Raw genomic sequence first — 22,817 nt, 5'->3', positions numbered from 1 at the left:
TTATGGAAAACTGGCAGGAATTTACCGAAGACACCATCGCCGCTTTGTTAGAAGACGGCAGCGATCCGGATGCGCTTTACACCATCGAGCACCACTTTTACGACAAAGACTTCGCCAAGCTGGAAAAGCTGGCGGTAGAGCTGTTTAAACTTGGTTATGAAGTTACTGACGCTGAAGAAGTAGAGTTTGAAGACGGTGGCAATGCCTGGGTATTTGATGCCATTCGCGAGCAGTCACTGGATGCTGACAGCATTGTTGTTGATGCTATTAAACTGGAAGAGCTGGCGCACAAGCATAAAGTAGAGTACGACGGCTGGGGCACCTACTTTGAAGGTGACGAAGATGAAATGGATTTGGACGACGAAGAGTAACCGTTAACGCCTGACAAAAAGCCGCTACCAAGCGGCTTTTTGCATTTAGGCTAGTTAGTGTTGAGGGTTTCTGCTAATCAAGCGCTGTTAAAGCAAAAAGCTTTACCGGCTGGTTCGCCCAATATCTGATCGCTGTGCATTACCAGCTGGCCGCCGATAATGGTCGCAACGGGCCAGCCGGTAACGGTTTTGCCGTGGTAGGGGCTCCAGAGTGCTTTGCTGGCAATCCAGCTGTTATCTATAGTGCGCACTGCTTTGATATCAACCAGCGTTAAGTCGGCGTCGTAGCCCACCGCCAGCCGGCCTTTACCACTCAGGCCAAAAATGCGTGCCGGGTTGCTGCTGGTTAAATCGACCAACCGCTGCAAGCTAAGCCGGCCTGCGGCAACATGATCGAGCATTACCGGCAGCAGGGTTTGCACACCTGTCATACCGCTGGGGGACGCCGGATAAGGCCGGGCTTTTTCCTCCAATGTGTGCGGGGCATGATCGCTGCCAATTACATCTACAGTGCCGTCAACAATACCTTGCCACAACGCCTGTTGGTGGCTGGCATCGCGCACCGGCGGGTTCATTTGGGCCAGTGAGCCTAACCGCTCGTAGCAGTCGGGTGCATGCAATGTTAAATGGTGTGGTGTCACTTCTACTGTGACACGGCGTTTAAAGGCCGCCAGATAGGCCATTTCATCAGCGGTAGAAATATGCAGTAAGTGCAGCGGGCGTCCGGTTTGCTCTGAAAGCGCCACAATGCGTTGTGTTGCCAGCAGCGCACTTTGCGCATCGCGCCACTGCGGATGATTGCGCACATCAGCTGCGGTCAGTGGCTGGCGCTGGCGCAAACGCGCTTCATCTTCGGCATGAATAGCCACCCGGCGTTTGCCGCTTTGCAGAATTTGCCGCAATAAATCGTCCTGCTCCGCCAGCAAATCGCCAAAAGAGCTGCCCATAAACACCTTGATACCAGCACAACCTGGCAGGGTTTCCAACTGTGCCAGTTGCTGCAGGTTTGCCGCGCTGCCACCGATATAAAACGCATAGTTGCAATAACTGCTGCTGGCGGCAATATTCAGCTTCGCTTGCAGATCGGCATGGGTTAACGTCAGCGGGTTGGTATTGGGCATTTCAAAAAAGCCGGTTACACCGCCTAGCACAGCACCCTTGCTGCCGTGGCTAATATCTTCTTTGTGTGTCAGACCGGGTTCACGAAAGTGCACTTGCGTATCAATTACACCGGGCAGAACATGCAAACCGCTAGCGTCCAGTGTTTCATCAGCGTGCCAGCCGCGGCAATCAATGGCAGCAATTTTACCGTGTAGCAGAGCGATATCGGCCTGAACAATGCCTGCCGGAGTGAGGAGGCTACCGTTACGGATCAGCTTACAGGCGTGTTTGCGCTGGATCTGCTGCAAAAATTTATTGTTATCCATTGGAGCTGGCCGCAAAGGTGACGTTAGCGACCGCATCATGCGGATGCAGGCTTTCATGGTGCGCAACATCAATGCTAAAAGCAGCATAATTCTGGCTTAGGGCCGCATGTAATCGCCTGGCGGCATCTTCGACAAACATCAGGTTGGCGCCGTTAAGGCGGGCAAATTCCTGTTCGTCGGCGCGTTTTACAGCGGTTTGCAGTGGCGTGGCCAATGCCTGCTCGGCGCGGTCAATCAGGGGCAGGATGCCAAAATCATGCTGCGCCGGGTTAAGTTTAATGCGAAGCTGCGCGGTGCTGCGCTGGCTATGTGGTGTGGCCAGGCTGGCATGTTGCAATAGCCACTGGCTGGCCAGGGCAGTGTCAACGACAGGCTGACCAGCAAACTGCTGCTGAAACTGCTCGCTCAGCAACTGGCGGCTTAGCGACGCCGAGCAGGGGCAGGTAGAGGAGTAACCAATAGCCACACTGAGTTCAATACTTAGTTTGTTGTTTATCAAGGTCGCACTAATGGCGAGCGGATAGGCTTTAAAACCAGCCAGTGCCGGGGTTTTTAATGCTGGCCGGCGCAATAAGAGCTGGGCATTAAGGTGCAAGGTGGCACTGGTGCTGGCACATTCTTGCTGGCTTTGCAGCAGTATCGTCAACAAATGGTGCAGCGTTGCCGGGCTGACAGACTGCACTTGTACCCACTGATACAGATGCTGATACAGCCGGGACATATGAATGCCTTTTTTATCCGGTTGGGGCAGGTTAACGCTAACATCTGCTTTTACAGCAAGGGGTTGCTGCGGTAAGTCAGACAGTGTCAAGATTAAATCAATATGTTGCATACCGACGTTTTCCAGCGCAACGGCGAAAGCCGGGCTGGCAGCGTGGGCAGTATCAGCAAGATCCGGGGCAAACATCAGTGGGTAAATCCTTATTCAGCCGTTGGTATGTTGATGACAAGGGCTGCTGCAATCAGGGGTATATTGGGTCCAGCGTCAGTAATACTCTTGGTAATGCTGCTGCGGGTGAGCGATGCACTATGGCTTGCTGCTCATTGCCCTCCCAGCCGGAGCCTTTGAGTAAGGTAACGGCAAAAGATGAGGCATGAGCCATATTACCGGCAGCATCCAGCCACTCAGTGCCAGGGCCCAGATAAGTGCATACCAGGCGGCATACCAGATGGTCGGTATGAAATTTCGGGCACATGGGGCGCTGCAGTGTTTCTAAGCGCAAGCCAAGTTGCTGGCAATCCATCAGGCAGCTAAACATCTGACACACCAGGACAATATCTGCCAGTAGCGCGGCTTTGCCCGGTGCTTCCGGCAATGCCGCGGCAATATCGCTTTGCACGGTATCTATACCAACAATACGTTTTAACGGCATCGCCAGTGTAAGTTGGTTGCAGTAAGCGGTAATAAGCGGCTCTGCCTTGCGCTGCCAGCTAACCAGGTTAACGTCAGGGGCGAATATTTGTGGCAATACATCGGTACTGCTATCGCTAAGCTGGCGCGCTGGAAGATTATTTAACAGTTTAAATTCAGAAAAGGGCAAGGCACTCATGGCACTTGTTCCTGTGCAAAAGGGCTAGGCAGTTGCTGCCATTGCAGCTCGCCCAATGCAAGCTCATCATCGGTTAGCAGGCAAGCTTCAAGCTGGGCCAGCATGGTGGTTTTTTCCAGTTGCTGGCCGATAAACACCAGTTCCTGGCGTCTGTCGCCGTAAGGTTCGGCCCAGCTTTGTATAATAGCCTCTTGCAGCTCAGGTTCTTGCGGCCACTGCTCTGCCGGCACGGCCTGCCAGAATAGCCCGGCCATATTATAACGCGCGATACCGCCGGCCTGATGCCACAGCCAGGCGTATTCTGGCGTACTGGCCAGCCAAAAATAACCTTTTGAGCGCAGCAAGCGGCCACTGGGCCAGTTCTGGTGTAAAAAAGCGTAAAACCGCTGGGGATGAAACGGTTTGCGGGCAGTAAAAGCAAAGCTGCTGATGCCGTATTCTTCAGTTTCGGGTGTATGCTCGCCACGTAGCTCCTGCAACCAGCCCGGGGCTTGTTGTGCCTGCTCAAAGTTAAACAGCCCGGTGTTAAGGATTTGTGCCGGGTCGACCTTGCCCTGTTGCGCCTGAATAATACGGGCGCGGCTGTTTAAACTGCGCAAAATGGCTTTAAGACGCTGCAACTGTAATTCTGTGATCAGATCAGTTTTGCTGATCACTAGCACATCGCAAAACTCGACCTGCTCAATCAGTAAATCGGCTACGCTGCGCTCATCGTCTTCGCCCAGGCTTTCGCCACGCTCAGCTAAATCCTGGGCAGCTTCAAAGTCGGCCATAAAGTTAACTGCATCTACCACCGTTACCAGCGTATCCAGCCGGGCAATATCGGCCAGGCTCTGGCCGTCTTCGTGCTCAAAGGTGAAGGTTTCAGCAATCGGCAGCGGTTCAGAAATGCCTGTTGATTCAATCAGTAAGTAGTCAAACCGGCCGGCTTTGGCCAGCTTGCCCACTTCTAGCAGCAAATCTTCGCGCAAGGTGCAGCAAATGCAGCCGTTGCTCATTTCTACCAGCTTTTCTTCGGCGCGGTTTAAGCTGACTTCAGTATTTAGCTCTCTGGCATCAATATTCACGTCGCTCATATCGTTAACGATAACGGCTACGCGCAAGCCGTCGCGGTTGTGCAATATATGGTTGAGTAAGGTGGTTTTGCCGGCACCTAAAAAGCCGGATAATACGGTAACCGGTAAGCGTTTGTCAGCTGTTGAATTAATGTGCTGCATGTTCAGCCACCTGCAGGTTATGTAACAGTTTTCTGTTATACAAATGCGCACCAATCAACAGTAAGCCGCCAATAACAGCCAGTGCCGCTTCGGCATCGTGACCGGCAAACAATGAGGCAATCAGTAGTAAAAAGCCGCCAAGCCCGAGGGCAAAAGGGGCTTTACTGCGGTGGATACACCAGCCTCCGGGCAGGCTCCATGCCAGCATGGCGCTGATAGGCAGTAGCATCAGGTAATGAAACCATTCTGAACTAAATACACCCAGCAGTAAGCCCGAGCTACCCAGCGCCAGTAGCAACGGCGTGGCGATGCAGTGCACCACGCACAAGCCCGATAAGGCGGCGGCAATAAGATCTTTCATAAGCTTCCTCTGGTAAGTCGTTGTGGCGAAGTGATGTTATTTGCCCGCGAGCGTTGCATTGATGATAAATAATGTTATAACATCACATAAGTTGAAAGATGTTATAACATAACAATTGAGCCGTCAAATGCTGCGACAGGTTGTTGCAGCAGCGATGCGTGTGTATTTATGGGGAATAAGATGTTTAAGAAAACCATATTGGCTTGTCTGGTGGCTGGCAGCCTGTTATCCGGCCAGGTAAGTGCTGAGTCTATTTCCGGTGTGGTAACCGACAGCGCGGGTAAACCTGTAGCGGGTGCCAAAGTTACGGTGGTAGGAGAAAACCAGCATGCAGTAACGGACGAGACTGGCCGCTTCAGTGTAAGCCAATTATTAATGCAGGACGCCGAGCTGCATATTGAAGCGCCGCGCTATGCACACCGTAATTTTCATTTCACTGTGCCGCAGCAGGGGTTAAGTGATGTCAGCCTGGTGCTGCTTAACAGCACAATAGAGGTGATAGATGTAAAAGCCAGCCTGTTTCATGCTTCTGCCACTGAATCGGCTTTGCCGGTTAGTGTATTGGCCGGTGATGCCCTGAAAATGCGTCAGGCCGCTACCCTGGGCGATACACTGAAAAACGAAGTCGGTGTGCATTCTAATTTTTATGGTGGCGTTGCCAGCAGCCCGATTATCCGGGGGTTGGACGGCCCGCGTGTGTTAATTACCCAAAACGGTTTAGACGCCGGTGATGCTTCACGTGTTGGCCCCGATCACAGCGTAGCAAGCGAGGCCAGCACTGCCACCCAGATTGAAGTGCTGCGCGGCCCGGCGACGTTGTTTTACGGCAGCGGCGCTATTGGCGGTGTGGTTAACGTGGTAGATGAGCGTATTCCTACCGACAACAGCACCCGCGCCGAATGGATGGTGCAGCGTGAGTCAGTTAATAACGAAAAGCTGGCCGCAGGCTCACTGGTTACCGGCGTCGATAATATTGGTCTTTATATTGATGGTTTCTGGCGCGACAGCGACGACTACAGCATTCCGGGCTTTGCAGAAGCACAACCGGATGACGATGCGGTAAAAGGCCGGGTGGCCAGCACTGCCGCTACCGCCAAAGGGTTCACACTGGGTGGCAGTTATTTGCTGGACAACGGCTATGTGGGTGTTTCTTATGGCCGTTTAGATCGTGAGTACGGTATTCCCGGCCATTCGCATGGTAGCCATGAAGAGGAAGCCCACGAAGAAGAAGGCGTTGATCACGCTGGCGAAGAGCAGGTTTATGCTGATTTAACGCAAAACCGTTATCAGTTGCTCAGTGAGCTGAACTTCTCATCTGGCCTTATTCGGGCGGTAAATACCCGCCTGGCGTTTACAGACTATGAACACAGTGAAATTGAAGCCGGTGTTGTCGGCACTACTTTTCAGAATCAAAGCCACGAAGCGCGACTGGAAATACTGCACCGGCCTTATCAGAACTGGCGCGGTGGCCTGAGCCTGCATTATAAGTTCAGCGATTTTGAAGCCATCGGCGAAGAGGCGTTTACCCCGCCATCAGAGACGCAAATGCTGGCACTGGGCTGGATGGAAGAGCGGCATTTCGGCCCCTGGTTAGTGCAAATGGGCGCACGTGTTGAACGCGTAACAATTGACGCTACCGATGTACTACTGCCTGATATCGGAGCTCATGATCATGATGGCGATGATCACGGCCATGATCATGGCGGTGAAGCCGGATTTATCCGTGTGTTTGATGTCAGTCAGCGTTTTACGCCTTACAGTGTGTCAGCCGGAACGGTGTGGGATTTTACCGAAGGTTATAACCTTGGCCTGTCGGTATCACGCTCTCAGCGGGCACCTTCAGCCTCAGAGTTACTGTCGTTTGGTGCACATATCGGCACTGCGTCTTATGAAGTTGGCGCACTGTTTATGCTGGAAGGCGATGAGCTGGTGTTAAACACCCAGCCAATTGAAATGGAAGTGGCGAACAACCTGGATATTACACTGCGCAAATTCAGCGGTAATACCGGTTTTGTGCTCAATGCCTTTTACAACCGCATAGACAACTACTATTACCAGCAAAATACCGGCTTGTTTGCCGAATCTGGTCACAATCACGCTGGCCATGCTCATGGTGAAGAAGACCACGGTCACAGCCACGATGCTGAGCTGCCGGTGTATCTGTTTACCGCTGCCGATGTCACTTTACATGGCCTGGAAGCCCAGTTTAGCTGGCAGATTAATGATCCGTTCAAGTTAACCCTACAGGGCGATTATATCCGCGCCCGCTTGCAGGGCGGCGGCGATTTACCGCGCACACCACCACTGCGGCTCGCAGCAGAGCTGGCTTACGAGCTCGATGCGCTGAGCGCTGATCTGCGCGCTACCCGATACTTTAAACAAGACAAAGTGTCTGAACTGGAACAAGCCACCGCAGGTTACACCCTGTTGGACGCCAGTGTCAGCTACCGCTTTGATCTGGGGCCACAGCAGTTAACAGCCTATATCAAAGGCCAGAACCTGACTGACGAAGAAGCCCGGGTACACACCTCATTTTTAAAAGATTTAACGCCGTTGCCTGGCCGCTCTGTGGCAGTGGGTATACGCGGCAGTTTCTGATTTTTTGTGCAGCAGGTTAACTCTGGTTCCTGGCCTGCTGCACCTTTTACTTATAACAAGGAGTGGTAATGTTACAAACTAAATTAAGCCTGGCAGCCTTGCTGATCGGCGCCTCTTTACTCAGTGCCTGTGGTGACAGCACAACCAATATCGTCGAAAAAGAGCCAATTCCGATAGAAGACGATCACGATCATGACCACGATGACGTTAGCGCAGCTGGCCGGTTGGTTATTTCTGCCAAAGATTCAAACCTGCTGTCTGTATACGAGTTAAATGACGGCAGCTTGCTGGATAGCTTTGCGGTGGCAGATATTCCGTCAGCACTGGCCGCTTCGCCTGCACACCGTTATGCGCTGGCGATACAGCGCACCACAGACCGGGTAGAATTTATCGACGGTGGTCTGTATCAGGAAGATCATGTTGATCACCTGCATGACTACCAGCAAGACCCCGAGTTAGTCAGCTTTGTTTTAAGCGACAGCCGCCCGACGCATATTACGGCCAGCGATAGCCAACTGGCGGTGTTTTTTGACGGCGATGCCGCCAGTAGCACACCCGCTGCGGTAGCGGTAATTAGCGATGCGGATATTACTACCGACAGCAACGGCTATCCGGTATTAAACTACAGCCTGAATATGCACGGCGCAGCCCAGCCGCGCGGCGATTATTTGTTATCCACAGTACGCGATGCCAACAGTGCCACCACCTTGCCAGACAAGGTTGCCTTGTACGGACAACATGGCGATCACTACCATGAAGAATTGGTATTTGACGAACTATGCCCCGGCTTACATGGCAGTGCACAAAACGAGCACTTTATTAGCTTTGGCTGTACCGACGGTGTGTTGCTGATAGAGCAGGAAGGTACAACCTTCACTGCCAGCAAGCTGGCTAATACTGCAGATATTACCGGCACCATGCGCATAGGCACCTTAGTGGGCGATATGCATGCCGAACACTTTGTTGGTTTTGCCGGTACCAGTGTGTTTGCTATTCATGCCCACGACGGCGAAATGGACCTGATAGACTGGCAAGCAACAGATGGGGCTACCGTGACCGGTTATGGCTTTGCTGACCACGGCAGCAAGTTTGTGCTGCTGGACAGCCTGGGTTATTTAACCATTTTGAACTATCACGGCCACGAGCATGATGGCACAGATGAAGCCGCGTTTGAGTTTGTTGCCAAAGTGCAGCTAACTACTGCAGATGTCGCCACCATGCCTGAAGGCAGCCGGTTTGAGCTGGCCATTTCTGCCAGCGACGACAAAGTGTATGTTATTAACCCTATCGGCCAGACATTGCTTAGCGTAGATACCGCTGATGCTGAGGTTATCGCAACCAAACAGCTTAACTTTATGCCACATAAGCTGGTATGGCTCGGTATCGCTGAACCAGCCGAAGCGCATGACCATTAACACCATCAGGCGTTAGTCAGCGTTACAGCAAAGGCCGTTAATGCAAATTTAACGGCCTTTTTTTGTCAGACTGCCCCTTATCTCATTGAGAATAATTCGTATTTATGCTTATATAGCTTGTCTTTTCTACCTAAACACTTTTTGGGAGTGGCAGTATGAAACCAGCTTACGCATTAACTTTACTTGGCGCAGGTATCGCCAGCGCATTAATGAATATGGCAGCGGCGCAGGCTGCTGAAGTCAATATCTATTCAGCCAGGCAGGAAGAACTGATTAAGCCGCTGCTGGATAAGTTTACCGCCGATACCGGCATCAAAGTAAACCTGATCACCGGCAAACCGGATGAACTGATTAGCCGTATGGCCAGCGAAGGCCGCAACAGCCCGGCAGATGTGCTAATTAGCACTGATGTTGGCCGTTTACACCGCGCCAAGCAGCAGGGCGTGCTGCAAAGCGTGCAGTCTGAAGTGTTAAGCAGTGCGATTCCAGCAGCGCTACGTGACCCTGCCGGTTTATGGTACGGCCTGACTATGCGTGCCCGGCCCATTATGTATGTACCTGGCAAAGTAAAGCCGGAACAGCTGTCTACCTATGAAGATTTAGCCGATCCGAAATGGAAAGGCCGTATTTGTATCCGTTCGTCTGACAATATTTACAACCAGTCAATGACGGCCAGCTTAATTGCTCATGACGGCGCCGCTGAGGCAGAAAGCTGGGCTAAAGGCCTGGTAGCTAATTTTGCTATGCCGCCTAAAGGTGGTGATCGTGATCAGATCAAAGCAGCAGCGGCTGGCGTATGTGATATTGCCATTGCCAACACTTACTACTTAGGCGGTATGCTGGCCGATCCGGCAGAAAAAGCTGCCGCAGAGAAAGTAAAAGTATTCTGGCCAAATCAGGATGGCCGCGGCGCGCATGTGAATATTTCCGGTGCGGGTGTGGCCAAATATGCACCAAACAAAGCGCAAGCCGTTAAATTGCTGGAATATATGACAACGGCAGAATCGCAGCAGTGGTATGCCGAAGCAAACCACGAATACCCTGTGCGCGAGGGTGTAAAAGCCAGTGCTATTTTACAAGGTTTTGGTGAATTTAAAGCAGACCAGTTACAATTGGACAAATTAGGGGAATTAAACGCCGAAGCCATTCGTGTAATGGATCGCGCTGGCTGGAAATAATCTTTGAATTCAATTTGTTGTAATGTGGTTACCGCCGGATGAAAGCAGGTTGGCGTGATATCTGGCGTTGGTCGGTATTGCTGCCAGCTCTGCTGCTGGCACTGCCGGTACTGGTCATTTTTGCCAGTGCTTTTAACCCGCAACCCGAGGTCTGGCAGCATTTACGCCAGACCGTGCTGGCCGACTACGTAATAAACTCTTTACTGCTGGCCGGTGGCACAGGCTTTGGTGCTTTGCTGCTGGGCACGGCATCTGCCTGGATCATCACTCAATATCAGTTTACCGGCCGGCGTGTGCTGGAGTGGTTATTACTACTGCCGCTGGCCATGCCTGCCTATATTATTGCTTACACCTACACCGGCATGCTGGATTTTGCCGGCCCGGCACAAACTGCGCTGCGGGCACAGTTTGACTGGCGCTACGGCGATTACTGGTTTCCGCAAATACGCTCGCTCAGTGGCGCCATTATTATGCTGTCGCTGGTGCTGTATCCTTATGTTTATATGCTGGCGCGTAGTGCCTTTCGTGAGCAATCGGCCTCCTTGTTTGAGGCCAGCCGTACCCTGGGGCTAACACCGCGTCAGCACTTCTGGAAAGTTGCTTTACCGCTGGCGCGGCCGGCTATTTTAACCGGTACCGCATTGGCGATGATGGAAGCCTTTGCCGATTATGGCACCGTACAGTATTTTGGTGTTACTACCTTTACCACCGGTATTTTCCGTACCTGGTTTGGTATGGGAAATCAGGTCGCTGCTGCCCAGCTGGCCGCTATGCTAACCGGTTTTGTTTTATTGCTGCTGCTGCTCGAACGCTGGTCGCGGCGTAAAATCCGTTATTATCATCAGGGCCAGCGTAGCAATGCCGCCTCAAGGCGCAACATTGGTGCGGGGCGCCAGTTGTTGTTGCTGCTGTTATGTTTACTGCCGGTGCTGTTTGGTTTTGTTATTCCGGCCGTGCAACTGGTGAGCTGGGCGCTGAGCAACTATCAGCAAACCCTTACGCCGCAGTTTGGCCAATTGGTATGGAACAGTTTTTCACTGGCGGCGATGGCTGCAGTTATTTCTGTGCTGCTGGCCTTGTTGTTTGCTTATGGCAAGCGGCTGCGCGCTGATGCACTGGTGCAGGCGCCGGTGCGTGTAGCGGCATTGGGTTATGCGGTGCCTGGTACTGTTATCGCCATTGGCGTCATGTTACCGCTGGCATATCTGGATGGCCGTATCGATTTATTGGCCGAGCAATGGTTTGGCATCCGTACCGGGCTTATTTTTTCCGGTACCTTATTTGCGTTATTGCTGGCCTACAGTGTGCGCTTTTTAGCAGTGTCACTGCACAGCGTTGAAGCCGGGCTGGAGCGGATTAAACCCAGTATGGACAACGCTGCGCGCTCGTTAGGCTATACACCGCTACAGGTACTGCAAAAGGTGCATGTACCGCTGCTGCGCTCCAGTGTGCTGGCGGCATTATTGCTGGTGTTTGTCGATGTATTAAAAGAGCTGCCCGCCACCCTTATTTTACGGCCATTTAACTTTAATACGCTGGCAGTGCGCACTTATGAGCTGGCATCAGACGAGCGTTTAGCGGATGCCGCACTACCGGCACTGGCGATTGTGCTGGTAAGCCTGTTGCCGGTAATGTTACTGGCGCGCTCAGTAGATTCAAGTTTAAAAGGAAAACTTTAATGCTGGATTTACAACAGGTTGCTGTAGCTTACGCTGGTCATACTGTGGTGAAAGACATTAGCCTGTCATTGGCGCAGGGCCAGATAGGCTGCTTAGTGGGCCCTTCCGGTTGTGGTAAAACCACCTTATTACGCGCTATTGCCGGCTTTGAACCTGTGACTGCAGGCAGTATCAGATTGCAGCAGCAAGCAGTTAGCAGCGAAACCGTGCAACTGGCGCCAGAGCAGCGCCATGTCGGTATGGTATTTCAGGATTTTGCGTTATTTCCCCATCTTAGTGTGGCGGACAATATCAGCTTTGGTTTACTGAAAACGTCAAAGGCGGTAAAAGCAGCCAAGGTAAAACAGTTACTGCAACTGGTTGGTTTACCTGATTTGGGCCAGCGTTATATTCATCAGTTATCCGGTGGCCAGCAACAGCGGGTGGCACTGGCAAGGGCTTTGGCACCAGAACCAAAGGTATTACTGCTGGATGAGCCTTTCTCCAGCCTGGATACCGAGCTACGTGAAGGCCTGGCCCGTGAAATACGGCAGATTTTGCAACAGCTGCATATTACTGCAGTAATGGTAACGCACGATCAAAACGAAGCCTTTGCGATGGCCGATATGATAGGGGTGATGGAACATGGCCGTCTGCAACAGTGGGCCACGCCGTATGAGCTATACCACAAGCCACAAAACCGCTTTGTTGCTGACTTTATCGGCCGTGGTGTGTTACTGCCAGGTACTATGCTTGATTCGCAGCAGGTACAAACCAGCCTGGGGCTGTTTCGTCAGCGTTATGCCAGCACAGCACAGCCGGGTGATAAAGTAGACGTGCTGATCCGGCCGGATGACATAGTGCATGATGACAGCAGTGGTATTACTGCGCAGGTAACAGATAAAGCCTTTCGTGGCTCGCACATTATGTATCAGCTAAAACTGCAAAGTGGCGAGCCGGTGCAATGCTTAGCACTAAGCCACCATAACCATGCTATTGGCGAGCAAATTGGCATCCGGCTCGATTTAGATCACCTGGTATTATTTCCGCGCAGTTAAGGAGCCCTCAAACTTGGCAGCAGTCACTTTATGCCCTGCTGCGCTTTAACTTCTTGGGGATTTGGTGGTGGAAAGGTAACACCTTTCTCAATAAGCAAGGCTTTAGTTTTATGTGTTTCCTCACTTACCCGAAATGCTGGGTTTTTAGCATTTTTCTCAAGAGCCAAATGTACGCGCCACGCGACGGATGCGCCAGTTGTTGATGGCTGCGTAGCTGATGCGCCTTCGTTAATTAGCTTGTAAACAAAATCATATTTACCTAAGTCGGCAGCATACAGCGCGCTGTTACTGTTGCTACCGTCTTTAGCATTTACGTCTGCACCATATTCCAGAAGCAAGCTCAATTGCTGCCAGTTATCATGGCCGATACAACCGAAAATGGCAGGTCTATTAGTGGAGCTATCTCTTGAATCAGGATCAGCGCCGTATTTTAACAAGATGCTAAATAACTTATTGTCACCGTCACCGGCCAGAATGGCCAGCGGCTGGGCAGGTTTTGGGCCTTCACGGTTAATTTTCACCATAGCAGGAAAGTTAGCATCGGCGCCCAATTGCAGTGCTAACTCAACAGCGGCAGCGTCTTTTTGCATAATTAGCCATAACAAAGGGGTAATGCCTTCATCGCCGTGCACATTTAGATTAACACCCTGTTCTATAAGTAACTTCGCGGTTGTTTCATCTTTGCGTTGGATGGCGTGCAGCAAATTCACCATTTCAGCAGTGAAAAATAGTTCGGCTTTCATAACCTTTCCTTCTGACTTGCAGCTGCTAAGCAGGCCAACAAGCATAATCATTAAAACGGGGAGCAGCTTGCGTCCGGCTGACAATAATATTTTCAAACTAGCCATAATAAGCCTTTTTAAATACCGCCGAGCGTTTGAATATCTTCAGCTTTTTGCGCTTCAATACCTTCAACCACCTGATCCATGCCGTGGCGTGTGATGGGGTTGCCACCTTGTACGCTGGGTAAATCTAACATAGTACCGCTCGCTTTAGGCAGTGCACTAAAAGCCGCTAATCCAATGGCTGTAAGCATACCTGCTACCGGGCCCCCTATTGCTGTTGCGGCTCCGGCTAATACCGCCTTTGTGCCCAGACTTTGTGCCATAGTTAATACCTCGCCTTTTACCGCTTGCGTAGTAATAAGCTTGGACACTTCAGCTAGGGATAGGCCATTTTGCCGGCTGGCGGTTTTAGGGTGCAACCCTGCTGAGTTAAAGGTATATCCCGGCTGCCCGGTTACAGCAACGCCAGCAGATGCTAAGCCACCACCAAGAGAATGACCAACTATTGAGAAGTCGCTGCCAAAAATATCTTCAGTCTGAGTGGCTAAACGCATAGCTTGATTATACTGTTCAGTTTCAAGCCCACTGCCTTGCTTGAGGTTAGTTAACCAGTCTTCTTTACCGGTGACAGCGTTATTTGTGCCCCGGTAAGTCAGCATGGTTTCACCATTGATCTCCGACTTAAACAAGGCTGCACCGAAACCGGTTTGAGTATTGGTAAAATCGGCTTGAGTCAGACCAATCTCTTCCGGGTTGATAATTACAAGGCCAGGTGGTGCTTCTGGTAATACGTCCAAAGCACCGCGATTAAACTCATCCACTTTATAAACATACTGTGCAGCTTCTGCGCGCAAAATATTGTCGTTATTAAGGCTGAGCCTCGCGTGAGCCTGTTGTAGCGATGGAATGCCTGCAGTGTTGCTCAATAATAATTGCCGTTGTTGATAGCGCAACTGACGGGCCTGAACTTTACTTAGCTCAGCTAGCGGTAAGGCAGCAGGGCTATGGCTGGCAATCTTCGCTGCCGTTGATTCCCCCGCTGCAACACCTCCACCGGGTTTATTGGCTTTTCCTGTCGGTGCTGCACTGCTATTGCTACTGGCCGCTGCGGCTAAGCCTCCGCCGCCTATACCGTTGTCTGTTGGTGGTTTACTCCAGCCTTCGGTAAGTTGCCATATCCACATTTCGCGTTCGGCAAACATACTAAGCAGGCTGTCACGCAGTTGAAAGTCGGTGTACTTGGTTAAATTATGTTCCCAAGGTCTGGCGTGCTGATACATTTCTGCCCAGATTTGGCGTAAGTCCCAGTGCGGTTCTAAGTCATGCAGAAAATAGCTGCCGTATATACTGTCCTGTACCCGCCACAGATAATCCTGTCCTAAATCTGAGTAGGCTAACAAACTGCTGCTACATAAATAGGTATTACCCCATTTATCTTCCAGTATTACGCCGCTGTATTGGTTGTCCAGCATCCTGCCACCTTAATTCGCTGTTAAAACAACGGATTTGCATAAACAATAAATTTACAAGTAGCAAATTGTTCCAAATTGATGCAAAAATGTCAATCAAAGTTTATTTTTTGCTGTCAGGCGAGGGAAGTAGATTATCCATAATTTGTTGATATTGGCCTGACTGGCGTAACTGCTGCAGGCCGGTATTAAAATGTTGCATCAGCGCTTCTGAACGCGGATCTTTTTTCGATAACAGCAGGTACATTGGCCGTTGTTCCAGCGCTGGTGTCATCCAGTCTAATTGCCCGGCGTATTGCGGTAATTTTTCGTCAACTAAATACAGACCGTTGAGTTTGTCTGCCGGTACTAAATCTACCCGGCCGCGCGCCAGCATTTGAAACGCCTGCTCATCGGTTGCTACCTGAGTGGTAGCAAGGCCACTTTGCTGCAAACCAGGCACTTGCAAATAGCCCTGTACCACCGCCATTCGCAATTTCTGCTGCGCTAAGTCGGCATAATCACGGTAATTTACTGCCATATCCTTGCGTTTAAAAAAGACTATCTGGTTAGCATATAAAGGCTGGGAGTAATAAAAGTGCTCGGCGCGTTTGTCGTCATACCATGCAGCCACAAGGCCAATATAATTGGCCTGGTAGCTTTCACGGTAAGCGCGGGCAAAGGGCATAAAATCGATTTCAATACTTATGCCTTGCAGTAAAAAAGCCTGACGAATAATTTCGCTTACAGCGCCTTGCTGCGGTAAGTCTGCGGCATAATGCGGGTAATAATTGCTGCTGGATAACAGCAGGGTGTCAGTCTGGGCAGGCAGGGGGCGGCTAAATACTGTAACCAATAGCAGTAACGTAATATAAAACCGGTTCATTAGGCACCTGCGGTACAAATTTGAGTAAATAAGTGTGGCACAAGGTAAGGAAAATGCTAACAAAAATTGCGCAGCACTTGGTATGAAAACTGAGCTGAAAAATGTATAAGGTTGGCTAAACGACTGATTTATTTGGTGCCTAGGGTCGGACTCGAACCGACACGGAGTTTCCCCCGGCGGATTTTGAATAGAACGTGTTTAGAATAGCAGTTTAAAAAACAATAAGTTAAACTTGCTAAGTAGACGCTTAGCAAAAACTTAGCAAATTGCTATCTGGACATTACCAATGCATTACAGCTCGCATCATACCAGCATCACAGACATGGCTGCTACCCTCTGCATCCTGAAGCTACATCTACTTGACCCAATCCTCCGGCTTGGTGGCACACTATGACTAGCCAAATAGAGCGGCATGACATCGCACCTGGCCTATACATTTTTTTGCAGAGCAACAGTAAGCGCTGGTATGCCAGATTTTCCCTTCATGGCAAGTGGTATTGCAAAACGACTAAAGAAGTAGATAAAGACCGGGCCACTGCAATGGCTCATCGTATTTTCATCGAATATGAAATACGGTCTCAGACAAACACCTTAACCACCAGTAAACGGTTTAAGGATGTAGCAGAAAAAGCTATCAATGTAATGAAAGCGGACCTTGCGCGTGGTGCCGGCAAGGCTATTTTTGAAGACTATATTGGCGTACTGGAAAAGTACCATATCCCGTTTTTTGACCGAACCTACATAACGTCTATTGATAGCAACAAATTGCGTGATTTTGATATTTGGCGAGAAGGCAAGTTAAAACGCCAACCGGCACGTTCTACCCTGATGACTCACAATGCAGCTATGCAGATGGTATTCAAAGAGGCCATAGACAGTAAATGGATGTTAGCCGTTCAAGTACCAGCGTTAACTACAAATGGCACTACTACCGTCAGGCGAGCTGCATTTACCCCTTCAGAGTACGAGAAGATACAAGACCATCTTTACCATATGGAAGAAAGTAGTCGTAAAGAGGTGACTAGGCATATCCGGGAATTGACCCAAGACTATGCCGAGTTTGTAATTCACACCGGAATGAGGCCAGGCACGGAATTGGACAATCTAACATGGGGTGATTTACATATTGAGCGGCATGATGACAAAGCCACCTTCTTTATTACCATTCGCAAAGGTAAAACTACTTTACACACCGGCACACGAGAAGTCGTCTGTAAGCGAGCTTTGCAGCAAACTATATGGCGAATGACAGAACGTTTCCCTCACCGGAAGGCAACCGACTTAATTTTTCGTTTACCCGGTGGCTCCAGCACGAATGAAATTGGCCGGACCTTTAATGCTGCTATCAAAGAGATCGGTTTAGACAATTCACCTCACGGAAAGAGAACACTTTACTCTTTACGTCACTCGTTTATAACATGGGAACTGATAGCACAAAAAGTGACTATTGATGTTCTGGCTCGTCAGTGTGGCACGAGTATTGAGATGATCGAACGGCATTATAGCCATGTGATACCACGTATGTTCAGTCAACAGCTATCAGGTGTAGTTATACCGGATAAGAAAGAAATTGAGAAAAAGTGGGAATTACAAGAGTCGGTGGCTAAGCGCTGGAAGGAGCGGTATATAAGATGGGAGGCAAACTACAATAGTGGTGGATGTATCTGACCGTTTTTTTAACGTATCACGATGATTCTTAATCGGTAAAGCATTGCAACTCAGACCGTACTTGCTGAACAATATAAAAATATAGCTAAGCTATTAGCAGGTCCGCGATACCCTAGCTAATCGGCTTACACGCTTAGCTGGTTCTGATTTCGAGAAAATTAAATTGATATGTTTTTGCTTCAATGCCAATATGGCACTGTAAATTATTAAGGAGAATATTCAATGGCATACGAAGCTCAAATTAGTCGACACAATCCGACAGCATTCTTATTTATCGTTGATCAGTCGGGATCTATGTCAGACAAGATGTCCTCAGGTAGAAGCAAGGCAGAATTTGTTGCTGATGCACTTAATCGCACATTGATGAATCTGGTCACTCGTTGCACTAAGTCTGAGGGCGTTCGAAATTATTTTGAAGTTGGTGTGCTCGGCTATGGTGGTAATGGTGTTGTAAATGGCTTTAGCGGTATCTTAGGTTCAACCATTTTAAACCCAGTATCTGCCTTAGAACAAAATCCTGCTCGTATCGAAGAAAGAAAGAGAAAGATTGACGACGGAGCTGGCGGAATCATTGAGACTACTGTTAAGTTTCCGGTTTGGTTCACACCAATAGCCTCAGGTGGCACACCTATGAAAGACGCCTTAGCAACTGCTGCAGAGGTGTTGGTAGCTTGGTGCGATTCTCATCCAGATTGTTACCCACCAACGGTACTGCATGTAACAGACGGCGAATCAACAGATGGCGATCCAGAAGAAATAGCGAGCCATTTAAGGCAGATCAGAACCAACGATGGAGAAGTTCTCGTATTGAATATCCATGTTAGCGCCTTGGGGCATGATGTTATTCGCTTCCCTTCATCGGAGCACGGTTTACCAGACAGCTACGCCAAACTGTTATTCCGTATGTCCAGTTTACTACCAGCTCACCTTTTAGGGTTCGCCCAAGAAAAAGGACATAGCGTTAGCCCTGAGTCTCACGGTTTTATGTTTAATGCAGAAGCTGCAGAAATTGTCGACTTTTTTGACATTGGTACAAGAGCTTCTCAGCTGCGTTGAGACATAAATGAGACTAGTATTTTCTGGAAGTGTACCTAAACATACTGCGTATGCCGAAGCAAACGAAGATCACTTTAAGATCTCAGCCAATGAGAACAGGATTGCTCTTTGTGACGGAGCAAGTGAGTCTTTTAATTCTAAGCTTTGGGCTGAACTGGTAGCTGACGCCTTCGTTTCCAATCCACGGATAGGGCCTGAATGGTTAAAAACTATAACCGGCAAGTATGTTCAGGCCCACGACTTTCACTCTATGTCATGGTCTCAGCAGTCTGCTTTCGAGCGAGGTAGCTTCAGCACCTTATTGGGTTTAGAATTCCAAAAAAAAAGCCGTCGAATCAAAGTAGTATCAATTGGTGACTGTATTGCATTGTTATTTAATGGCAAAGTTCTTGTTGATAGTTGGCCGTTTGACGACATTGATAGCTTTAAGGCTAGGCCCACGCTCTTGTCTACGATAGCTGCCTATAACGAATTCTTAGATAAACCAGCATTCAAGAAGAACTTATACAAAGTGTTCAAATTGGCTGAATTAGATAATCCTATATTACTTTGTATGACCGATGCACTGGGAGAGTGGGCTTTAGATAAAGCAATAAACAACGATGACCAAATTTCAGAGTTACTTGATGTAAACTCTAGTGAAGCACTTACGGAGCTAGTTTTGAAGGAGAGAGCCACAAATAGCATGCGTATAGATGATTCAACTCTTCTCAAGCTAACTTTCTGAATACCTGCACATGGCATATCCCTCGCTGGAACAATACAATAATGCTTTTAGCGTTCATTCACGGTTGCTTACAGATACTGAGCTCCGCACAGGCACACTTGCTACCACGGGTCTTGGACTACCACTTGCTATTAGTGGAGGTTTTGCTCTCACTTACACGATAAGTAATTCTACTAAAAAATATGCCGTCCGCTGCTTTCACAGAGAGTCAAAAGCCCTAGAACCACGCTACCAAGCAATTTCAAGAAGACTTTCGACCTTAAGGTCTCCGTATTTTCTGGAGTTTCAGTTCCAGCCTAAAGGTATCGTTGTCGATGGCCATCATTACCCAATAGTGAAGATGGCTTGGGCCAAAGGAGAGACCCTAGGTGAGTTTCTGGAAAATAACTACAGAAACTCTTTTACTATCAATAACCTTCTAAAATCATTAGAAAACCTTGCATCGTTCCTTGAAAAAGAAAACATTGCACATGGTGATTTGCAGACAGGGAATTTAATGGTATCTAATCAAGGAACGGAAATACAACTCATAGACTACGACGGTATGTTCGTAGAGGATATTCGTTCGCTGGGCAGCACAGAGCTTGGGCATGTTAATTTTCAGCACCCAGGCAGGAAAATTACCAATCCATTTAATGCAAAGTTAGATCGCTTTTCTTTGATACTGTTATGGCTCGCGTTAAAAAGCTTGGCAGAAAAATCTGAGATTTGGAGTCAAACAAAATCAGAAGTAGATGCCATAGTATTTCGTGCAAACGACTTTCTTGACCCAAATAGCTCGAAGACATTTAGGCTTTTAACTGGAATAAAGTCGTTAGAGAAGTATGCCAAGGACTTTGCTGCGGTATGCTTTGCGACGATAGATAAAGCTCCAGCTCTATCCGACTTCATACTTGGCAAAAATATTCCTTCGGCGGTCAGGACTTCTACCAGCAGTTTTACAAAGCCAGGCGCGTTTAAGCCAGCATACATTAGCGCATATTCAGTCGTATCGGCCAATGATTATCAAGAGTGCTTAGGTAAAGTAGGTGATAAGGTTGAGGCAATTGGTAAAATTATAGAAGTTAAATTTGGCAAAGTGAAAAAAACTGGGAAGCCATACATTTTTATCAATTTTGGAGATTGGAGGGGACAAACATTCAAAGTATCTATTTGGAGTGATACTTTGAAGACAATGCATACGAAACCCGATCAGTCTTGGGAAGGACAGTGGTTGAGAATCGTGGGTTTAATGCAGCCTCCATATAGAAAATTTACATACACTCATCTGAGTATTAATATAACTAATTCTGGTCAAATGGAACTGCTAGATGAACATGAAGCCAAGTGGCGCTTATCAAAAGAAGTTGCGCCATCGCCTAATTACTCAGCAAACAATTTGAGTTCAAATCAGCAGATATTATCTGATATAAAAAATAATGGTGCTACTCGCGAGGTCGCCAAACAGCCTCAATATACTGTAAATAGAAATCAAAACACTTTAAATAATAAAGCTATATTGGACCAGATAAGAGGGGCCGCAGCATCTAAGACTCTAGGTGCTGTACAACCAAAAGCAACATATAATGCAAGCAGCTCAAACCAAATTAATCAACAACACCAGCCAAAAGAACAGCCACGGGAAAGCAATAGTAACGCAAAAACAATTGGCTGGATTGTTTTTTTCATTATTATTATTTTCATAGCACTGACTTAATTATTCAGTACGCAAAGAAAAATCACTACTCGCCCTTAGGTATGTCTTTGGTATTCACTTCAGATTTCTGCGCTTCACCAGAGATTGGCTTTACGAACTCAGGCTCAGATGCTAATGCCGAGCACAACAGCCCCCCAAAGGTTAACCCCACTAATGTTAGCCGCAGAGTTAGATGAGGGAGAACTATTTTCGCTAATGCTTGAGTACGGTGGCAAGCCATATAAGACCTTTATTGACCTACAACACTAAGAGTGGACTTCCCCTAATCTCATAGACGCTCATTAACCTCGTTGAGATTAGCTTTTTCCTCATAATCTGGGCAGATGAGTTCTGACCTTTCCCCCAAATTTAATACCACAGACGTAGTAAATATTGTCCCTACTACCCAGTGCCTTTTGCAAAAAAATTGCCGATCAACTAATACAGTTAGCCAGACTGATTAATAACTGAAGATTTTTTAATCAAAATCTTGTCTGAATGTATGAACAACGACATGTAAAAAGTATCATCGTAGATGACTGGCAACACAATTCCTTGATCACGAGTCATATTGCAGTACATAAGCAGCAAACGCAGTTCCGTCTTACTCATCAAAGAGTGATTACGGTACAGCGTATCGGAGTTGATTTGTAGACCATACCCAGAAAGTCTCTTCTTGATGAATTCGGTAGTTGTATTTCCGTTGTCGCATGCATTGAATATTGCTGGAACCTTTAAGTCGGAAATTTTAACTGACTCAACACCTTCATTAAATTTTTTTTCTGCTGCATCGGTATATTCTCGTGCACGCTGAATCTCGATCATACCAGCACCCAAGAACCCAAGCCAACTAGCCAAAGTTCCTGTGTGCATACGTAACCTCACCTTACGACTTCCCCATTGGTCAAAGAAGTTCTGCACCAGCATTTTATTAGTTAGATCTAAATTATTTATAATTGGAATACTACTCAAGCTCAACTTGGAACTCGATTCATGGAAGACTTTATTTATATCTAGAAGACGGTCAATTGTCGTCTCATTCAAATCGAAATCCGGTTTACCTAGAAACACAGAGGCAAGATTGTTTTTACTGAACGCCTGCTTAAGATTGTGTTTAATCATCTCGTATTCGGCCATTAGGGTAAGGCGGATCATAAATTCAGCACTAAAATTACTGTCTATCCTATCTGGGCCATTCTTTTTTACGGGCAGTACCCCAGCAACTGTCAGCCAGCAATAGATATTCACAGATGCGTCTTCAAATTCGTACGCAAAGCTGCGCCACACTAGATCGCGCCTAACTAGAGGTGAGTAGTTAACAAACTCACCTTTGAGAGTTTCAAAAATTTCCAATGCATGGTTCGCTTTAAACCCTGTGGACTTTTCTGTAATTGCGAGCATTAGCCCCATCTGATAAGAGACTTCAAATTCTTCAACTTTTTTTATAGTATCTAAAGGCACTCCTACAGATGACTTTACTTCAGGGAAAGCCATTTTCATTTCCTCAAGGGAACTTGCGACGTTTAACTCTAAGAATGAGTACGCCAAATGCTTGATGATCTCAGCCTCGCGGCCGGAGTACTTACTCTCAGCCATATGCGATACTCTTGTAATGATTTCACCAAGCTGATTTTGCTCTTTGGCATTCATGCCTCGGTGAACTAGCAACTCATTAAAGAAGCTCTGATCCAAAAAGTCCAAACCAGCCTTCTGTGCTTTAGTTATACGAGCCATTACTT

19 protein-coding genes are annotated in these 22,817 nt (G+C 48.3%); 10 read left to right on the top strand and 9 right to left on the bottom strand.

Annotated features, from left to right (window positions below):
* Positions 1–2: 2 nt before the first annotated feature.
* Positions 3–371 carry a ribonuclease E inhibitor RraB gene (gene rraB, locus MJX74_RS00195; RefSeq protein ID WP_240219828.1) on the top strand — a complete coding sequence of 123 codons (369 nt, stop codon included), beginning with the start codon at positions 3–5 and terminating at the stop codon, positions 369–371.
* A 77-nt stretch (positions 372–448) separates the two neighbouring features.
* On the opposite strand, the gene MJX74_RS00190 is transcribed toward rraB, so the two are convergent.
* The 5 genes from MJX74_RS00190 to MJX74_RS00170 are packed head-to-tail and all read right to left on the bottom strand — an operon-like array spanning position 449 to position 4,926.
* Positions 449–1,798: a dihydroorotase gene (locus MJX74_RS00190; protein WP_240219826.1), complete on the bottom strand. Its 1,350-nt coding sequence runs from the start codon at positions 1,796–1,798 to the stop codon at positions 449–451.
* A complete protein-coding gene (gene folE2, locus MJX74_RS00185; protein WP_240219824.1) occupies positions 1,791–2,705 on the bottom strand; it encodes a GTP cyclohydrolase FolE2 in 915 nt (304 codons plus the stop codon). Before folE2 ends, MJX74_RS00190 begins: the two co-directional genes overlap by 8 nt.
* A gap of 55 nt (positions 2,706–2,760) precedes the next feature.
* A complete protein-coding gene (locus tag MJX74_RS00180) occupies positions 2,761–3,348 on the bottom strand; it encodes a DUF1826 domain-containing protein (RefSeq protein WP_240219822.1) in 588 nt (195 codons plus the stop codon).
* On the bottom strand, positions 3,345–4,565 hold the full coding sequence (gene zigA / locus MJX74_RS00175; protein ID WP_240219820.1) for a zinc metallochaperone GTPase ZigA: 1,221 nt from the start codon (positions 4,563–4,565) through the stop codon (positions 3,345–3,347). The genes MJX74_RS00180 and zigA overlap by 4 nt, the downstream gene beginning before the upstream one ends.
* Positions 4,552–4,926 (bottom strand): MerC domain-containing protein, encoded by a 375-nt coding sequence (locus MJX74_RS00170; RefSeq protein ID WP_240219816.1) that lies wholly within the window; start codon positions 4,924–4,926, stop codon positions 4,552–4,554. Before MJX74_RS00170 ends, zigA begins: the two co-directional genes overlap by 14 nt.
* Positions 4,927–5,106: 180 nt before the next feature.
* On the opposite strand from MJX74_RS00170, the gene MJX74_RS00165 reads away from it, so the two are divergent.
* From MJX74_RS00165 to MJX74_RS00145, 5 genes are all read left to right on the top strand, one after another.
* A complete protein-coding gene (locus MJX74_RS00165) occupies positions 5,107–7,524 on the top strand; it encodes a TonB-dependent receptor (RefSeq protein WP_240219814.1) in 2,418 nt (805 codons plus the stop codon).
* A 68-nt stretch (positions 7,525–7,592) separates the two neighbouring features.
* On the top strand, positions 7,593–8,939 hold the full coding sequence (locus MJX74_RS00160; protein WP_240219812.1) for a 5-methyltetrahydrofolate--homocysteine methyltransferase: 1,347 nt from the start codon (positions 7,593–7,595) through the stop codon (positions 8,937–8,939).
* Between the two features lie 155 nt (positions 8,940–9,094).
* Positions 9,095–10,117, top strand: coding sequence for a Fe(3+) ABC transporter substrate-binding protein (locus MJX74_RS00155; RefSeq protein WP_420851373.1), 1,023 nt, complete (start codon positions 9,095–9,097; stop codon positions 10,115–10,117).
* A 38-nt stretch (positions 10,118–10,155) separates the two neighbouring features.
* Entirely contained in the window at positions 10,156–11,796 is a 1,641-nt protein-coding gene (locus tag MJX74_RS00150; RefSeq protein WP_240219810.1) for an ABC transporter permease, read from the top strand.
* A complete protein-coding gene (locus MJX74_RS00145) occupies positions 11,796–12,833 on the top strand; it encodes an ABC transporter ATP-binding protein (RefSeq protein WP_240219808.1) in 1,038 nt (345 codons plus the stop codon). The genes MJX74_RS00150 and MJX74_RS00145 overlap by 1 nt, the downstream gene beginning before the upstream one ends.
* A 23-nt stretch (positions 12,834–12,856) precedes the next feature.
* Here the strand turns inward: MJX74_RS00145 and MJX74_RS00140 are convergent, their stop codons facing one another.
* The 3 genes from MJX74_RS00140 to MJX74_RS00130 form a co-directional block, all read right to left on the bottom strand.
* Complete coding sequence (locus MJX74_RS00140; RefSeq protein WP_240219806.1) at positions 12,857–13,576, bottom strand: ankyrin repeat domain-containing protein; 720 nt, start codon at positions 13,574–13,576, stop codon at positions 12,857–12,859.
* A gap of 116 nt (positions 13,577–13,692) precedes the next feature.
* Positions 13,693–15,090: a Tle-like phospholipase domain-containing protein gene (locus MJX74_RS00135; protein ID WP_240219804.1), complete on the bottom strand. Its 1,398-nt coding sequence runs from the start codon at positions 15,088–15,090 to the stop codon at positions 13,693–13,695.
* Between the two features lie 100 nt (positions 15,091–15,190).
* Positions 15,191–15,952: a substrate-binding periplasmic protein gene (locus MJX74_RS00130; RefSeq protein WP_240219802.1), complete on the bottom strand. Its 762-nt coding sequence runs from the start codon at positions 15,950–15,952 to the stop codon at positions 15,191–15,193.
* A 390-nt stretch (positions 15,953–16,342) separates the two neighbouring features.
* Between MJX74_RS00130 and MJX74_RS00125 the strand changes: the two genes are divergently transcribed.
* The 4 genes from MJX74_RS00125 to MJX74_RS00110 all read left to right on the top strand — a co-directional run bounded on the left by MJX74_RS00125 (position 16,343) and on the right by MJX74_RS00110 (position 21,099).
* Positions 16,343–17,620: a site-specific integrase gene (locus tag MJX74_RS00125; RefSeq protein ID WP_240219800.1), complete on the top strand. Its 1,278-nt coding sequence runs from the start codon at positions 16,343–16,345 to the stop codon at positions 17,618–17,620.
* Positions 17,621–17,842: 222 nt separating this feature from the next.
* Complete coding sequence (locus tag MJX74_RS00120) at positions 17,843–18,676, top strand: vWA domain-containing protein (protein ID WP_240219798.1); 834 nt, start codon at positions 17,843–17,845, stop codon at positions 18,674–18,676.
* A 7-nt stretch (positions 18,677–18,683) separates the two neighbouring features.
* A complete protein-coding gene (locus tag MJX74_RS00115; RefSeq protein ID WP_240219796.1) occupies positions 18,684–19,403 on the top strand; it encodes a hypothetical protein in 720 nt (239 codons plus the stop codon).
* A gap of 10 nt (positions 19,404–19,413) precedes the next feature.
* The gene (locus tag MJX74_RS00110; RefSeq protein ID WP_240219794.1) at positions 19,414–21,099 is read left to right on the top strand and encodes a protein kinase family protein; all 1,686 of its coding nucleotides are present in this window, start codon (positions 19,414–19,416) and stop codon (positions 21,097–21,099) included.
* Positions 21,100–21,525: 426 nt separating this feature from the next.
* Here the strand turns inward: MJX74_RS00110 and MJX74_RS00105 are convergent, their stop codons facing one another.
* Positions 21,526–22,812: a hypothetical protein gene (locus tag MJX74_RS00105; protein WP_240219792.1), complete on the bottom strand. Its 1,287-nt coding sequence runs from the start codon at positions 22,810–22,812 to the stop codon at positions 21,526–21,528.
* Positions 22,813–22,817: the final 5 nt, after the last annotated feature.

The organism is Rheinheimera hassiensis (genome assembly GCF_022436675.1).
Lineage (GTDB): Bacteria > Pseudomonadota > Gammaproteobacteria > Enterobacterales > Alteromonadaceae > Alishewanella > Alishewanella hassiensis.
Note: the sequence above shows the minus strand (reverse complement) of the source record. Positions and strands in the feature narration are given on the sequence as shown.

Bases quoted from the DNA above. Each gene is read 5' to 3' on its own strand.
- zigA (WP_240219820.1), bottom strand. From the start codon at position 4,565: ATGCAGCACATTAATTCAACAGCTGACAAACGCTTACCGGTTACCGTA.
- rraB (WP_240219828.1), top strand. From the start codon at position 3: ATGGAAAACTGGCAGGAATTTACCGAAGACACCATCGCCGCTTTGTTA.
- folE2 (WP_240219824.1), bottom strand. From the start codon at position 2,705: ATGTTTGCCCCGGATCTTGCTGATACTGCCCACGCTGCCAGCCCGGCT.
- MJX74_RS00120 (WP_240219798.1), top strand. From the start codon at position 17,843: ATGGCATACGAAGCTCAAATTAGTCGACACAATCCGACAGCATTCTTA.
- MJX74_RS00140 (WP_240219806.1), bottom strand. From the start codon at position 13,576: ATGAAAGCCGAACTATTTTTCACTGCTGAAATGGTGAATTTGCTGCAC.
- MJX74_RS00115 (WP_240219796.1), top strand. From the start codon at position 18,684: ATGAGACTAGTATTTTCTGGAAGTGTACCTAAACATACTGCGTATGCC.
- MJX74_RS00130 (WP_240219802.1), bottom strand. From the start codon at position 15,952: ATGAACCGGTTTTATATTACGTTACTGCTATTGGTTACAGTATTTAGC.
- MJX74_RS00105 (WP_240219792.1), bottom strand. From the start codon at position 22,812: ATGGCTCGTATAACTAAAGCACAGAAGGCTGGTTTGGACTTTTTGGAT.
- MJX74_RS00170 (WP_240219816.1), bottom strand. From the start codon at position 4,926: ATGAAAGATCTTATTGCCGCCGCCTTATCGGGCTTGTGCGTGGTGCAC.
- MJX74_RS00135 (WP_240219804.1), bottom strand. From the start codon at position 15,090: ATGCTGGACAACCAATACAGCGGCGTAATACTGGAAGATAAATGGGGT.
- MJX74_RS00180 (WP_240219822.1), bottom strand. From the start codon at position 3,348: ATGAGTGCCTTGCCCTTTTCTGAATTTAAACTGTTAAATAATCTTCCA.
- MJX74_RS00150 (WP_240219810.1), top strand. From the start codon at position 10,156: ATGAAAGCAGGTTGGCGTGATATCTGGCGTTGGTCGGTATTGCTGCCA.
- MJX74_RS00165 (WP_240219814.1), top strand. From the start codon at position 5,107: ATGTTTAAGAAAACCATATTGGCTTGTCTGGTGGCTGGCAGCCTGTTA.
- MJX74_RS00155 (WP_420851373.1), top strand. From the start codon at position 9,095: ATGAAACCAGCTTACGCATTAACTTTACTTGGCGCAGGTATCGCCAGC.
- MJX74_RS00110 (WP_240219794.1), top strand. From the start codon at position 19,414: ATGGCATATCCCTCGCTGGAACAATACAATAATGCTTTTAGCGTTCAT.
- MJX74_RS00160 (WP_240219812.1), top strand. From the start codon at position 7,593: ATGTTACAAACTAAATTAAGCCTGGCAGCCTTGCTGATCGGCGCCTCT.
- MJX74_RS00125 (WP_240219800.1), top strand. From the start codon at position 16,343: ATGACTAGCCAAATAGAGCGGCATGACATCGCACCTGGCCTATACATT.
- MJX74_RS00145 (WP_240219808.1), top strand. From the start codon at position 11,796: ATGCTGGATTTACAACAGGTTGCTGTAGCTTACGCTGGTCATACTGTG.
- MJX74_RS00190 (WP_240219826.1), bottom strand. From the start codon at position 1,798: ATGGATAACAATAAATTTTTGCAGCAGATCCAGCGCAAACACGCCTGT.